Source organism: Mesorhizobium sp. B2-6-4 (genome assembly GCF_006441495.1).
Taxonomy (GTDB): domain Bacteria; phylum Pseudomonadota; class Alphaproteobacteria; order Rhizobiales; family Rhizobiaceae; genus Mesorhizobium.
In genome coordinates this window covers 1-13,461 of sequence record NZ_VFUE01000034.1, presented here as the reverse complement: position 1 = coordinate 13,461, position 13,461 = coordinate 1, and the positions used below count along the sequence as shown (strand labels likewise).

The window sequence follows — 13,461 nt, the reverse complement described above, 5'->3', positions numbered from 1 at the left end:
TCGCTCGCCTGCTGCGCCGCTACGGCTTCGCTATTGCCCCGGAACAAGTCTCCCGCTTCATGCAGGCCGTGACCCTGCTGGGGCCGCGCTCGATGGCGGACATCCGTGAGGCGGCCCTGGCCACACTAGCGCCGCCGCCTGACCGCCGCGACGAATTCGAAGCGCATTTCCAGAGCCATTTCTATGGCAACGCGTCAGCTGTGATCGAAGGCGATGCAGACGAGGAAACGCGCATCAAGGATCATGGCGGTGCCGACGACGAACGGATCGAGGCCGAGCAGAAACAGGAAGGCGGCGAGTTGTCTTCCGCCCTGGAGCAGTTGAGCTCGCGCGACTTCCAGCGCGACGACGACAGTCTGACCGCGTTTCGCCGAAAGCTGTCATCGGCCCTGCCCGCCCGACGTTCCTTCCGCACCGTGCGTACCCATTCGCGCGGCAAGCTCGACCTGCGCCGCTCGCTCAGGGAAATCGTCGGCGCAGATGGCGATGTCCCCTCGCCGCTGCTGCGCCGCCGCCAGACCGTGCCGCGCAAACTGCTGCTCTTGATCGATGTCTCCGGCTCGATGAAGCTGCACACCGCCGACTATCTCAAGCTGGCGCATGCCGCCGTGCAGGGCGCGGACCGCGCCGAGATCTTTACCTTCGGCACGCGGCTCACCCGCATCACCTCGGCATTGCGCATCCGCGACCGCGATCAGGCGCTGGCGCGCGCGGCGGCCCAGGTCGACGATTGGGATGGCGGCACCCGCATGGGACCGACCCTGCTGGCATTCCTCTCGGTGCCGCGCTTTTCGTCGTTCACGCGCGGCGCCGCGGTCGTCATTCTCTCCGACGCGCTGGAGCGCGGCGACCATGCCGAACTGGAGATTGCCATGCGCAGGCTTAGCGCCCGCGCCTTCCGGCTGTCGCTGGCGACCCCGCTGGCCGGCGATCCGCGCTTCCAGCCGGCGACAGCGGCGCTGCGCGCCATCCTGCCCGACCTCGACGATCTGGTCGACGGCTCGTCGCTGGCCGGCCTCACCGATTTCATCCTGTCGCTCGCACGCCCCGCCCCGGCGGCCGCGACCATCTGGAAAAGGGTATCGTGATGCAGAAAGCCATCGACGCGCATTTCCACATCTGGCGCCAGAAGGACCAACCATGGCTGGTCGGCCCGATGGTGCCGCGCATCTTCGGCCCTTACGAACCGATCCGCCGCGACTATCCGATCGATGAATTTTTGGCCGACCAAAAAGGTTCGGGCGTCGAAAAAGCCGTTTATGTCCAGACCAATTGGGCCAAGGAGGATTTCGAGAAGGAGGTCGCCTTCCTGCAGAAGACCGCTGACGAGACCGGCTGGCCGCACGCCATCGTCGGCTATGCCGACATGACGGTGGACGATGTCAGGCCGCAGATCGACCGGTTGATGAAATACAGGCTGCTGCGCGGCGTGCGCATGCAACTGCACTGGCACGAGACCCCGGCCTTCCGCTTCGCCGCCTCGGCCGACCAGGTGATCGACCCCAAGGTCCGCGCCAACGTCGCGCGGCTGAAGGATTACGGCCTGTCCTTCGACCTGCAGCTCTTCCCCGCCCAGATGAAGGACGGGCTGACGCTGGTCGGCGAAAACCCGGAGACGAATTTCATCCTGACCCACGCCGGCATGCTGACCGGCATGGAACCGGAAACCACCGAAGCCTGGAAGGCCGGCCTGCGCACGCTGTCGGCGGCGCCCAATCTCTACGCCAAGCTGTCTGGCCTCGGCACCTTCGTTCACCGCAACGACCCGGCGCTGATCGCCTACATCATCGACAATGCGATCGATATTCTTGGCAGCGACCATCTGATGTTCGGCTCGAACTTCCCGATCGAGAAGCTCTGGACCGGCCACGCCGAACTGATCAAGGCGCACCGCGATGCGGTGGAGAAGCATGGCACGGCGGCGGAAGCCGACATTTTCTGGAACGCGGCGGAGAAGGTTTACAGGCCGGTGTAACGCGTCTTTCCTCACTTCACCTCGAACTGTGGATCGACCGGGATCTGCATTGCCGTCACCAGATGGTTGGTCTGTCCCGCCAACCCGATGATCGACACCAGTTCGCCATGCTGTGCGTCTGTCATGCCCTTGGCGCGCGCCGCCGCGGTGTGCGAATGGACGCAATAGGAGCAGCCATTGGCGGTCGACACCGCGATGTAGATCATCTCCTTGGTCAACGGATCGATCGCACTGTCTGCAACCATCACCGCCTTGAGCTGTTCCCAGATACGCTTCAGCGCCGCAGGATCATTGGCCAGCCCGCGCCAGAAATTATTGACGAAATCGGATTTGCGCGTCGCGCGGATGTCGTCGAACACCGCCTTTAAGGCCGGGATTTTCTCCACCTCGGCATCGCTCAGGAGTCTGGTGGTGGCCATGGTGTTTCCTTTCGTTTTTTCGATGCCGGACGTTTGAATCGGACGCTGAACAGCCGCCGCTATCCATTCACTTCATTCGCCTATTCGCCTTTTGCGGCGCAAACGGCACCGCGAGGGTATGTCGAGATTCAAGTCAAGCTGGCGTTTGCAGGCCGGCCTCACCTGAATACCGACACACCCTCTAATGCACCGCCGCATACATAATCTTCTCCTCCGTCGCCTCCGCCGGCGAAAACTCTTCGACGATGCGGCCTTGGCGGCAGACCAGGATCCGGTCGGACAGGTTCATGATCTCCGGCAGGTAGGACGAGATGACCACGACGGCCAGACCCTCGTCTGCCAGCCGGTTGATGATCTGGTGAATCTCGGCGATGGCGCCGACATCGACGCCGCGCGTCGGCTCGTCGAAGATGACGACGCGCGGCTTTTGCACCAGCCCCTTGCCGATAACCACCTTCTGCTGGTTGCCGCCGGAAAGCTCGACCACGCGCGCATTGTCGTTGATCGCCTTGATATTCAGCGTCTTGGTCCATTCGGCGGAGAGCGCGCGCATCTCCTGCTGATTGATCACCCAGCCTTTTTCGCGGCCGGCCGCCAGCAGCCCGCCGAACAGGTTCTCGGCAATGCCCATCGTCTCGAAAATACCTTCGCTCTTGCGGTCCTCCGTGACGTAGACGATGCCGTCGGCCACCGCTTCGCTCGGCACGAGATAGCGCACCGGCCTGTCGTCCAGCTCGATCGCCCCGCCGCGCAGGAAATCGCGTTTGTAAATGCCGGACACGATCTTGAACGTCTCGGTGCGGCCGGAGCCGATCAGCCCGAAGACGCCGGTGATCTGGCCTTCGAAGATCGAGAACGAATTGTTGCGCACGACATTGCTCATTGAGATATCCTGCACCGACAGCACTTTCTTGCCCGCCTTGCGCAGCTTGGCCTCGTCGCGCTGGCGATAGATCTGCCCCGATAGCGTGCGCCCGACCATGGCGGCAACGATCCGGTCGCGATCGAAGGCCGACGTGTCGTCGGTGATGACCAACTCGCCGTCGCGCAGGATGGTGATGCGGTCGGCAATCAGCAGCGCCTCCTCCAACGCATGGCTGATGAAGACGATGGAGACGCCGCGCGCCTTGAGCCGCCGAATCAGCGCGAAGAAGTGCCGCTTCTCCTCCGGCGTCAACGTCGCGGTCGGCTCGTCGAAGATAATGATCTCGGCATTGTGGTGCACGGCGCGCGCGATCTCGACCATCTGGCGCTTGGCCGCGCCAAGCGTCGCCACCATGGCGTTCGGGTCGACCGGAAAATTCAGCGACTGCAGGAACTGCTGCGCCGAAATGTAGGTGCCGCGCAGCCGGTTGAGGAATTTCTCGGTGCCGAGATAGAGGTTCTGCGCCACCGTCATCGACGGCACCAGGCTGGTCTCCTGGAACACCATTGCGATGCCCGCCTCGAGCGCCGCATGCGGCGAGGCGTAAGCGATCTCGCGTCCCTTGTGGAACATCTTGCCCGAACTGGCGTCGACCACTCCGGCGATGATCTTGGTCAGCGTCGATTTTCCAGCGCCGTTTTCGCCGAGCAGCGCGTGGATCTCGCCCTTGCGCAATTCGAAGCTGACATTCTTGACCGCGGGCACGCCGCGATAATTTTTGGTGACATTCTCCAGGCGCACGATTGGTTCCATCAAAACCCCCCGGCATCGACAGCCAACACGCAGTCGCCGCCCTTCGAGGCGACGAACAGTTTGCCATCTTTTTCAACCACGCTGCAAATGCCGTGACGTATGCCGTTGGCGCGGCTGTGCAGGCTGAACCGAGGCTGCATGTTCTGGTCGAGCCTGACCACCAGACCGTAGGAGCGGCTCGGCGACCAGGGCTTGTGGATGCCCATCGTGCGGATGCCGCCGCATTGCAGCGGTTCGAGGAAGCTGCGGCTTGAGGCCAGAGCCGGTGCGATCCAATAGGCCGGCGGCACCTGCTCGATCATGTCCTGACGGTAATGCGTCTCCTGCAGCACGAATTCGATCAGCCGGTTGCGCGGCGCAAACAGGGTCAGCCACGCGCCGCCATCGGCTGCCGGCGACAGCCGCGCGGGATAGCCGGGCAGATGGGTCAATACCATCGAGCGGCTGGCGCTTGCCGCATCGAAGCGGATGAGCTGATGGCGCCAGCTCTCGCTGACCAGCACATCCCCCCCGACGGGATGGAGCCCATAGGGAAAGGCGATGGCGCCGGCCACCTTGCGAAAGGTCCCGCCTGCCGCATCCTGCTTCCAAAGCGATCCGGACGCGCCTTTCTTCATCAGGTCGGCCGCCCATTGTGATGGTGCGAATTCGGCCGAACCATTGGCCAGCCACAGAGCGCCGTCATCGGCATAGGCGAGCGCGTTGATGCAGCTGACACCGGCCGGTAGCGAAACATCCCTGCCGCCGACCAGCAGCTTGCTGCTTTCCAATCCGACCGTCAGCTCGCCCGATGGCGAGAGCGCCAGCGCGGAAATGGTGGACGAAAAGGTCTCGACCAGCTTGGGCGCGATTCCGGCGGCAATCGAATAGACTGCGTTGCCGCTGGAAACGAGCAGCTTGTCGCCAGCACTCAGCAGGTTGTCCGGTTCGGCCAGTTCGGCAAAAGCCGGCGCATCGTCGAGCTGCGTGTTGGGTCGGAAAGCGCCATCCAGCGGCGGGATGGTGACGGCCTTGCCGCGAAAGATATCCAGGACCGGATCGAGGATCATGGCTTTACTCCCCAATAGGAAGCCGGGCTGGTCCAATTCGGGTCGGCGCCAGCAATCTTGTAGCGGCCGATGCGGTTGTTGAGGATGCCGCCGACGAAGAGATATCCCTTGTGCTCGCGCATCGAGGTGACCATCGGATGCGCGCCGCCCGAGAGGTCGCCCAACGCCTCGACGATGTCGCCCTTCTCCGTGAATTTCACCACGCCGCCGGTGTTGATGTTGGGGAACAGCCATTCGTCCTGCGGCAGCCGGCGTGTCATGCGCTTGCGCATGTCGGGGTGGCGCAGCGAGAGATCAAAACTCGGGGTGCGCATGCCGAGCCACGCCATCCAGTAATTGCCGTCGGAAGCGCGGTTGATGTTGTCGGGGTAGCCCGGCATGTCCCGGATGACGCATTCGGCGGTGCCGGCCTTCGGCCCTTCCAGCCAGTAGCGATGCACACGGCAGGCCCAGCTCTCGGCGAAGAACAGCGACTTGCCGTCATGCGCCATGCACACGCCGTTGGTGTAGCGGTAGCCGTCGAGCAGCGTCCTGGTCGATGCGTCCTTCGGGTCATAGACCAGAAGACGGCCGGTGGCGCGGTTCTCGATCGAATCCAGCGCCCAGTCATGCGCGTCGTAGCGCTTGGTCGAGTCGGTGAAATAGATGCGGCCGTCCGGTGCTATGTCGCAGTCGTTGGGATCGCGCAGCCGTGCGTCGTCGACGACCGATGTCCAGGAGCGCGACGTTTCGGCCGACAGGCGTTTGACCTCACGATCGGGCGAGACGGAATAGAGCCCCATGGCGCCGACACAACTGATCAGATTGCCTGATTTGTCGAAGGCAAGGCCGAGCGGAAAGCCGCCGATATGAGCGAACACTTCCGACTTCACATAGCCCGGCGCGAAGAAGCGGACGATCTCGCCATGGCGCGTGCCGCAATAGAGGTGGTCGTCACGGTCGAGAATGACATCTTCCGGTCCCTCCAGTTCGCCGAGCCCGATATGGTCGGCGCCCGACAGCCTGTCGTCGAGTTCGTATGATGTGCCGGAGCCGGGCGCCGCCGACTGCGTCTCGCCCATCCTGAGATAGACCGGCGCGACATAGACCTCGTTCAGCACCTTGTGGCGGTTCTTCAGCCAGCGGATGTCGATCGTCACCGCCACCGCCAGCATGATGCCCAGCACCATCTGGTTGGTGCCGGTACCGTAGCCCAGCCTGATCAGGCCGTTGGTCATGGTCAAAACGATGATGGCGCCCATCAGCCCCTTGATCACCGAGCCGCGCCCGCCTCCGAGGCTGACGCCGCCGACCACCGCCGCGGTCAGCGCCATGATCTCGAGGTTGAGGCCGGTGCCCGGCCCTGCTCCGCTCAGCCGGCAAGCTATGAGGAAGCCGCCGATCGAGGCGCAGAAGCCTGAGAAGACATAAGTCATGAACACGGTGCTGCGCACACGGATGCCGGCATTGTGGGCAGAGCGCCGGGAGCCGCCAACCGCCAGCACATGCCAGCCGGGCCGCGAGCGCGTCAGCGTGATATGAGTGACGATGGCGAGGATAATGGCCAGCCACACCGAGACCGACAGGCCCCAGAAGGTGCCGTCGCCGATGAAGTCGAGCACATCGGAGGTGGCTTGGGACAGCTGCACATCGGCGGCATAGGTGGTGACCAGGATGTCGAACAGCGCCCGCCCGAAAATGAAGGTCACCAGCGTGGTGAGGAAGGCGCGCAGCCTGAGGTATCCGACGAGATAGCCGTTGACGGCGCCGAAGACGAGGCCGGCGGCAAGCGAAGCGGCCAGCGCCAGCCAGATCGACTGTTCGAGGATGAAGAAGACATAGACGGCCGAAAAGCAGGACAGCGCAAAGATCGAGCCGACCGACAGGTCGATGCCGCCGCCAAGCATCACCACCGTCATGCCGGTGACGACCATCGAGAATTCACCGAGCTGGCGGGTCGATTCCTGCAGCGAGGTCAGTTTGAAGAAGCCCGGAATGATCGAACCGAACACGCCGAGTGTTGCCACCAGTGCCAGGAAGGGAATGGCATTGTCGGTCCAGCGCTTGGTCAGTATCTCGCCGACCAGATGGTCGGGCACGAGATTGTAGCGCCAGGCCTGGAGGCGTTCGCGAAAGGACATCAGGTCACTGCTATTGCGAGAGAAGAGAAAAAGGTGGCCGGGTAATCGCTCCGGAGCAATTCTCAACTTCGCCGCTGCCCCTCATCCGCCTGCCGGCACCTTCTCCCCGTGAAGACGCCCCCTCTCCCCGTTTTCACGAAGAGAGGGTAAGGTGAGGGGCAGCGCTGAGGTTGGCGATTGTCCACGTACAACCCGGCCGCCATGTTGATATCAGGCGTAAACTCGCGACCTACTTCGCCGCGGCTTCCGCTTGCAACGCCTTCAGGTCCCAGCAGCTGTCGGGCTTGAGGTCGGCCTTGGTCGTCGCCTTCTCCAGCGTGTAGATGTAGGTGTGCGACGTGCCGGCCGGCTGGCCGCTCTGCAGCAGGAACTTTATGATGGCATTCATGTCGCCCGACTGCCGGGCAAGGTCGGTCATGACAACCGCGCCATAAGTGCCGTCCTGCAGCTTGTCGCAGTCGGCCGCCTTTTCGCCGCCGCCGGTGGTGACCAGGAAAACCTTGCCGTCGAGCTTGGCGTCACGGATCGCGGCCGACGCGCCGGTAGCATCACCATCCCAGAAGTCGATGATCGAGCAGATGTCGGGGTTCTGCTGCAGCATCGTCGTCGTGACATTGCGCGAGGTGGTCGCATCCCAGTTGGAGTCGGGCTTGGCCACGACCTGAAACTCGGGATGCTTTTCCAGTACCTTCATGATGCCGGCGTACTGATAAAGGCTGGAGGAGTTCGCTTGATCGCCCTGCACAAGGCCGATCTTTTTGGACGAGTTCTCGCCGCAGCCCTTGATCGCGGCTTCCGCCTCGAGTTGGCCGAGCCGGTCCCAATCGCTGCCGACAAAGGCATCGGCCGGGAAATTGGCGGGATTGTCGACCAGGATCACGTAGGTGCCGGCTGCCTGCGCCTTCTTCATCAGCTTGGAGTAGGAATTGAGGTCGGGCGCGTGGATGATCAGCACGTCAGGCCTGGTGTCGGAGGAGATGGCATCGGTGATCGCCTGCGCGCCGGCATCGACGACCCAGTTCGGATCGCGCGTCTCGAACGTGCCGCCCCAGGCCTCGACTTCGGTCTTCAAATAGTGCGCCCAGCCCTGCGCCAGGTCGAAGCCCATCGCCAGCGGCACCAGCATGACGCGTTTGCCCTTGAGTGCCTGCGCATAGGCAGCGGGGCCCGGATCGTCGGCAGCGAAGCTCGGCGCCACGAACGCGGTGACCGCAAGCGCCGTCGCGGCGGCCATCAATGTTTTGATCAGTTTCATGTCACATCCTCTGGTTGGTCGTTGTTATTTACGGCCGGCCCCAACCGTCCGCTTTGGTCTAGTCTTCCTGTTTGAGCATGATCTTTTCCGAAAAGTTCCCACTTTTCGGGATCATGCTCTAGATGTCGCCCTGCTGCGCCGTCTGTTCGTCACGCGGATTGATGATGCCGTCGACGATGATGGCACCGAGCAGGATCGCCGCCTTGATCAGGTTTTGGTAGAGCAGCGGAATGTCGATGATGGTCATCGCATTGAGCAGGATGCCGATCAGCGCCGCTCCGACCAGCACGTTTCGCACCCCGCCTCGTCCGCCCGAAAGCCCGATGCCGCCGATCACCGCCACCAGCACGATGTCGTAGAGCAGCGTCGAGTTGACGACGCGGGTGTTGATCGAATGCAGGCTGGCCGCTGTCAGCAGGCCGGCGATCAACGCCACGAAGGCGGAAAGCACATAGCGCAGCACCAGCATCGGCCGCACTGGAATACCGATGTTGCGCGCGGCGACCGGATTATCGCCGGCGAAATAGATGTAGCGGCCCCATTTGGTGTAGCGCAGGAACAGGAAGAACAGGAAAGCCAGTGCAGCGAAGACGAACACCTCGATGGGAATGTCGAGGAAGCGCAGGCCGCCAAGCAGTTCCACCCAATGGCCCTGCGGCACCGGAACCGCATCCTGCGTGATCAGTTGCGAGCGCACATAGCCGAAGACGAAGGAGCCGGTGGCAAGCGTCACGAAGATCGCCGGCACGTCGGCGTAAGCGACGAGAAAGCCGTTGAGCAGGCCGATGGCGAGCACGCCGGCCAGCACATAGGCGAAGGCGAGCCCGTCAGGCGTTCCTGAATTCATCAACTGCAGATACCAGGCGACCGACATCGCCATGATCGCCACCGCCGAGAGGTCGATGCCACGGCCAATGATGACGACCGCCATGCCCAATGCCAATATGCCCAGTACCGAGACCGAACGAACGATGGCAACGAGATTGTTCGGAGCGATGAAGCCCGGCAGGCCTATGGCCGCGGCAATGAACAGCATCACCGCTATGGCAAAGACAATACCTTCCTGGTTCAGGCTCTTGAAACTCGGCCGACCGATCGCGTTCATTGTCTGTCTTCACCCCGGCGGCAGCGCTGCCGCCCCTGGGAAGAAAGCTAATCGGCTCAACGTCGGTTCGTCAAATGAATCCGCGTTCAAAACACGGACTGCCGACGAGACTCGCGATGTGGACGCATTGATTGCTGATGCTGGCGCAATGCCCGGAAACTTCAGCACTTTTGGCAATTGTTTGCGCCATCCCTGCGTCTTGCGCAAGCACGACACCAAGGCGCAAGGCGAAGATGGAATTTAACCCTGCGGTGGATGGGAAAATTCGATTTCAGTTCCCGGCCATGTGGCCGGAAACCTCGGCGCCGGCGGTCCTCGGCAACACCAGGAAACGGAACGACGCCACCAGCCCGATGACGCCGATCACCAGGAAGGTGACTCGAAAATCGACGAGGTCCAGCGCCGGCTGGGCCCTGGCGATCTGCGACAGGTTGAGGATCGCCGCAGCTATCGCCACACCGAACAGCATTGCCACCTGCTGCAGCATCGAGGACAGGGTCGCCGCCGAGCTGCGCTGCGCCGCGGCGATATCGGCGAAGGCCAGCGTGTTCAGCGCCGTGAACTGCATGGAACGCGACAGGCCGGCGATCAGCATCAGCCCCACCACGAGCGCCTGCGGCGTCTGCGGCGAGATCGCCGCGCAGGCCATGATCGATGCGGACGCAATGACGCCGTTGACGACCATCACCGAACGAAAGCCGAAGTGGCGCAGCATCGGCGTCGTCACCGTCTTCATCCCGAGATTGCCGAGGAAATAGGCCAGGATCATCATGCCGGCATCGACCGGGCTCATGCCAAAGCCGACCTGGAACAAAAGCGGCAGCAGGAACGGCGTGGCGTTGATCGCGACGCGGAATATGGTGCCGGCCGCAAGCGTCGAGATGGCGAAGGTCAGCACCTTGAACGAGGACAGGTCGAGCAGCGGATGGGGCGCGCGCCGGAGATGCCGCACCGCCAACCAGCCGATGACGATCCCTGCCGCGACCAGCAGCACCGTCGGCAGCACGCCGTCGTCGGGATGCGCGATACGCTCGAGGCCGCAGAGAAGGCAAGCAAGTCCCGCCGATGTCAGGAAGAAACCCGGCCAGTCGAGTGGCTTGGGATCGGCTTCACGGTCACCGGGGATGAAGCGGGCGACCAGCGCCAGCCCGATCAGCCCAAGCGGGATGTTGATGAAGAAATTCCAGTGCCAGGAGAGATAGGTGGTGATGAAACCGCCAAGCACCGGACCAACGACAGGCGCGAACAGCGCCGGCCAGGTGATGAGCGCGGTTGCGTTGAGCAGTTCCGATTTTGACGCGTTGCGCAGCACTAGGATGCGGCCGACCGGCGTCATCAATGCGCTGCCCAGCCCTTGCGCGGCGCGCGCCGCGACGAACTCGGTGAGATTCTCGGAGAAGCCGCAGGCGAGCGAAGCCAGCGCGAACAGTGCGATCGCCATCAGGAAGATGTTGCGCGCGCCGAACCGGTCGGCGAGCCAGCCCGACAGCGGCACGAACACCGCCATGGTCAGCATATAGATGGTGATGCCGATGCTCATCGCCACCGCCGGCACGCCGAAGGAGGCGCCCATCTGCGGCAGCGACGTCGAGATGATCGTCGAATCCAAGAGCTGCATGAAGAAGGCAATGGCGACAATCAGCGCCACACGCCGCGAATTGCTGGCTGGGTCGGCTGAAGCTTCAATCTCGGGAATGGCAGTCATGACGGACCGCTTTGAACAGCATTTGACCGACGGCGTCCAGATCCGTGTCCATTCGCGCCGGCCGGAAAAGCCGCGACGGCTTTGCCGCCAGGCTCTCCACCGATCTCGGCAAGCCGGTCAAGGCTGTGGCCGACTGGCAAAGTTGCGTCGAGGGCGCCGACATCGTCGTCGAGGCCTCGCGGCTGCCGAAGCCGCAGCCGCTGCTGAAGACCGATTGGATCAAGCGTGGTGCGCTGGTCGTGCCCTATGGCACGATGAGCGCGGTCCGAAATACCTGTCGCCGGTCGGCGGCGCATCGGCCGGCTTCGTGCCGCTGCAGAAGACGGTAACATCGATCCTGGCCGCCATCCGCCACAAGGCCAATCCGGTGATGCTCGATTTCCTGCCCGTCTCCGAGGGCGTCGAGGACCATCCCACGCAGACGCCGCTGGCCGTTTCGAAATGCGCCGCCATGATTGCACTGTGGCGCCGGTTGATCGCCTTCGAACTGATGGCGGCCGCCCAGGCCGTCGATCTGCGCGACGGGCTGACGCTGGCGCCGCGCACAGCCGCTATCCATACGGCGATACGCGCGCTGGTGCCGGCGCTGAAGGAGGATCGGCCGCTCGGCATCGAAGCCGAAGCGCTGCATACAGCGCTTGCCAGCGACAGATGGCAGCCGACCTTAGCCCCGACCGACCTTGTCCAGGAACAGGCGTAGCTCGGCCGGGTCCATGTGCACCACATGCCTGTCCTCGGGATAGACGCCGCTGTTGACGTCGGCGACATATTCGGAGAATGCAGCCACCCGCTCCGCCTGCAACCGATCATATTCAGCGGCGAAGTTGCGATAGACCTTGGAGTGTCGTGGCATGTGGCCCCGATTCTGCCCGAGGATATCTTCGGCGAACAGATATTGCGCGTCGCAACCGGTGCCCGCGCCCATCGACAGCATGATCAGCGAGGTACGCTCGGAGATCGCCTTGGCGACCTCGACCGGCACCACTTCGATTTCGGCGCCGATGGCGCCGGCGGCCTCGAGCTGTTTCACCGCTTCGAACACCTGCATGGCGGCGCCGGCGGTCTTGCCTACCGCCTTGAAGCCGCCGGTCCACGTCGCGCGGGATGGAATGAGGCCGACATGGCCGATGACGGGGATGGCATCGTCCGCCATGCGCTTGATGGTGGCGTAGCCCGCGCTGCAATAGACCGCGTCGGCGCCGGCCTTGTAGAGCCGGAAAGCCCAACGCAGGAAATCATCCGATGTGCCGATTTCGTAGAAATTGTCTCCCGGCATGGTGAACAGGCTCGGTGCCGCATCGCGGTATTGCGGGTTGAGCACGAGTTCCGGCGGCACGGAGACGATATCGACCCCTGCCCGCTCGGCAGCTTCCGCTTCGTCCAGGGTCAGCGCGCGCAGCATGGTCAGCTGACGCTTGCCTTTCATGGCGCGCAGGTCGGCGACGGTCGGTCTCTTTCGGCTCATTAAACGTTCCTCTTTTGCTTGCCGCGGTGCCGGATCGGTGTGCCGCGCTTCAGATCTCGATCATCACCTTGCCAGCTTCGATCTTCACCGGATAGGTCGCAAGATTGACGCAGACCGGCGCGCCCTTGGCCTGGCCGGTCTTATAGTTGAAGCGGCCATTGTGCTTGGGACATTCGATGATGTCGTCCATCACCAGCCCGTCGGCGAGATGTGCCTTCTCATGCGTGCAGAAACCGTCGGTGGCGAAGAATTCATTGTCCGGGGAGCGATAGATCGCGAAGGTTCGGCCACCGTGGTCGAAGCGGATGACATCCTCTTCCTCGACATCGTCCACCGCACACGCTTCAATCCAATCGACCATCTCTGTCTCCCGCAAGCATTCGCGATCCTTATTCAGCCGCCGCCGACATGTCGAACTCATGGAATTCGCCGCGATAGGGCCTGGCCGTCGGCGGCAGCTCGCGCTTGAGGTAGTAGTCCTCGTATTTCAGCTGCCTGAGCAGGACCGGCCAGACCTCGCGATAGGCATGCCACATCGACGGGTTCGGCACGGGCAGGTCGTGCTTGATCAGCTCATGCAGCCTGGGCAGCGCATGATAGGGCACCATCGGGAACATGTGGTGCTCCACATGATAGTTCATGTTCCAGTAGATGAACCGGCTGATCGGGTTCATGTAGACGGTGCGCGTG

The 13,461-nt window shown here is 63.0% G+C and carries 13 protein-coding genes and 1 pseudogene; 4 read left to right on the top strand and 10 right to left on the bottom strand.

Features of this window, described 5'->3' with window-relative positions:
* Positions 1-11: 11 nt before the first annotated feature.
* Positions 12-1,088 carry a VWA domain-containing protein gene (locus FJ426_RS29895; RefSeq protein WP_181172832.1) on the top strand — a complete coding sequence of 359 codons (1,077 nt, stop codon included), beginning with the start codon at positions 12-14 and terminating at the stop codon, positions 1,086-1,088.
* Positions 1,088-1,975, top strand: coding sequence for an amidohydrolase (locus FJ426_RS29890; protein ID WP_181167212.1), 888 nt, complete (start codon positions 1,088-1,090; stop codon positions 1,973-1,975). Before FJ426_RS29895 ends, FJ426_RS29890 begins: the two co-directional genes overlap by 1 nt.
* Before the next feature lie 11 nt (positions 1,976-1,986).
* On the opposite strand, the gene FJ426_RS29885 is transcribed toward FJ426_RS29890, so the two are convergent.
* From FJ426_RS29885 to FJ426_RS29855, 7 genes are all read right to left on the bottom strand, one after another.
* Positions 1,987-2,394, bottom strand: a complete 408-nt coding sequence (locus FJ426_RS29885; protein ID WP_140499869.1) for a carboxymuconolactone decarboxylase family protein — start codon at positions 2,392-2,394, stop codon at positions 1,987-1,989.
* A 181-nt stretch (positions 2,395-2,575) separates the two neighbouring features.
* Positions 2,576-4,072, bottom strand: coding sequence for a sugar ABC transporter ATP-binding protein (locus FJ426_RS29880; protein ID WP_140562381.1), 1,497 nt, complete (start codon positions 4,070-4,072; stop codon positions 2,576-2,578).
* The gene (locus FJ426_RS29875; protein ID WP_140562379.1) at positions 4,072-5,121 is read right to left on the bottom strand and encodes a hypothetical protein; all 1,050 of its coding nucleotides are present in this window, start codon (positions 5,119-5,121) and stop codon (positions 4,072-4,074) included. The genes FJ426_RS29880 and FJ426_RS29875 overlap by 1 nt, the downstream gene beginning before the upstream one ends.
* Positions 5,118-7,241 (bottom strand): SMP-30/gluconolactonase/LRE family protein, encoded by a 2,124-nt coding sequence (locus tag FJ426_RS29870; RefSeq protein ID WP_140825682.1) that lies wholly within the window; start codon positions 7,239-7,241, stop codon positions 5,118-5,120. The genes FJ426_RS29875 and FJ426_RS29870 overlap by 4 nt, the downstream gene beginning before the upstream one ends.
* Positions 7,242-7,470: 229 nt before the next feature.
* Positions 7,471-8,496, bottom strand: a complete 1,026-nt coding sequence (locus FJ426_RS29865; RefSeq protein WP_140562376.1) for a sugar ABC transporter substrate-binding protein — start codon at positions 8,494-8,496, stop codon at positions 7,471-7,473.
* A 118-nt stretch (positions 8,497-8,614) separates the two neighbouring features.
* Entirely contained in the window at positions 8,615-9,601 is a 987-nt protein-coding gene (locus tag FJ426_RS29860) for an ABC transporter permease (RefSeq protein WP_140499878.1), read from the bottom strand.
* Positions 9,602-9,872: 271 nt separating this feature from the next.
* On the bottom strand, positions 9,873-11,306 hold the full coding sequence (locus FJ426_RS29855) for a DHA2 family efflux MFS transporter permease subunit (RefSeq protein ID WP_140562375.1): 1,434 nt from the start codon (positions 11,304-11,306) through the stop codon (positions 9,873-9,875).
* Between the two features lie 19 nt (positions 11,307-11,325).
* On the opposite strand from FJ426_RS29855, the pseudogene FJ426_RS29850 reads away from it, so the two are divergent.
* Together FJ426_RS29850 and FJ426_RS29845 are read left to right on the top strand one after the other, a co-directional pair.
* Positions 11,326-11,572: pseudogene (locus FJ426_RS29850) on the top strand (ornithine cyclodeaminase family protein); the annotation flags it as partial.
* The gene (locus tag FJ426_RS29845; RefSeq protein ID WP_246675633.1) at positions 11,521-12,006 is read left to right on the top strand and encodes an aromatic amino acid lyase; all 486 of its coding nucleotides are present in this window, start codon (positions 11,521-11,523) and stop codon (positions 12,004-12,006) included. The pseudogene FJ426_RS29850 and the gene FJ426_RS29845, both read left to right, overlap by 52 nt.
* Here FJ426_RS29845 and FJ426_RS29840 read toward each other — a convergent pair.
* The 3 genes from FJ426_RS29840 to FJ426_RS29830 form a co-directional block, all read right to left on the bottom strand.
* Entirely contained in the window at positions 11,971-12,771 is an 801-nt protein-coding gene (locus tag FJ426_RS29840; RefSeq protein ID WP_140562373.1) for a 3-methyl-2-oxobutanoate hydroxymethyltransferase, read from the bottom strand. The genes FJ426_RS29845 and FJ426_RS29840 overlap by 36 nt on opposite strands.
* Positions 12,772-12,820: 49 nt before the next feature.
* Positions 12,821-13,132: a MocE family 2Fe-2S type ferredoxin gene (locus FJ426_RS29835; RefSeq protein ID WP_140515869.1), complete on the bottom strand. Its 312-nt coding sequence runs from the start codon at positions 13,130-13,132 to the stop codon at positions 12,821-12,823.
* A gap of 28 nt (positions 13,133-13,160) precedes the next feature.
* Positions 13,161-13,461 (bottom strand): fatty acid desaturase (locus tag FJ426_RS29830; RefSeq protein ID WP_181171677.1); only part of this gene is annotated, 301 nt, incomplete at its 5' end.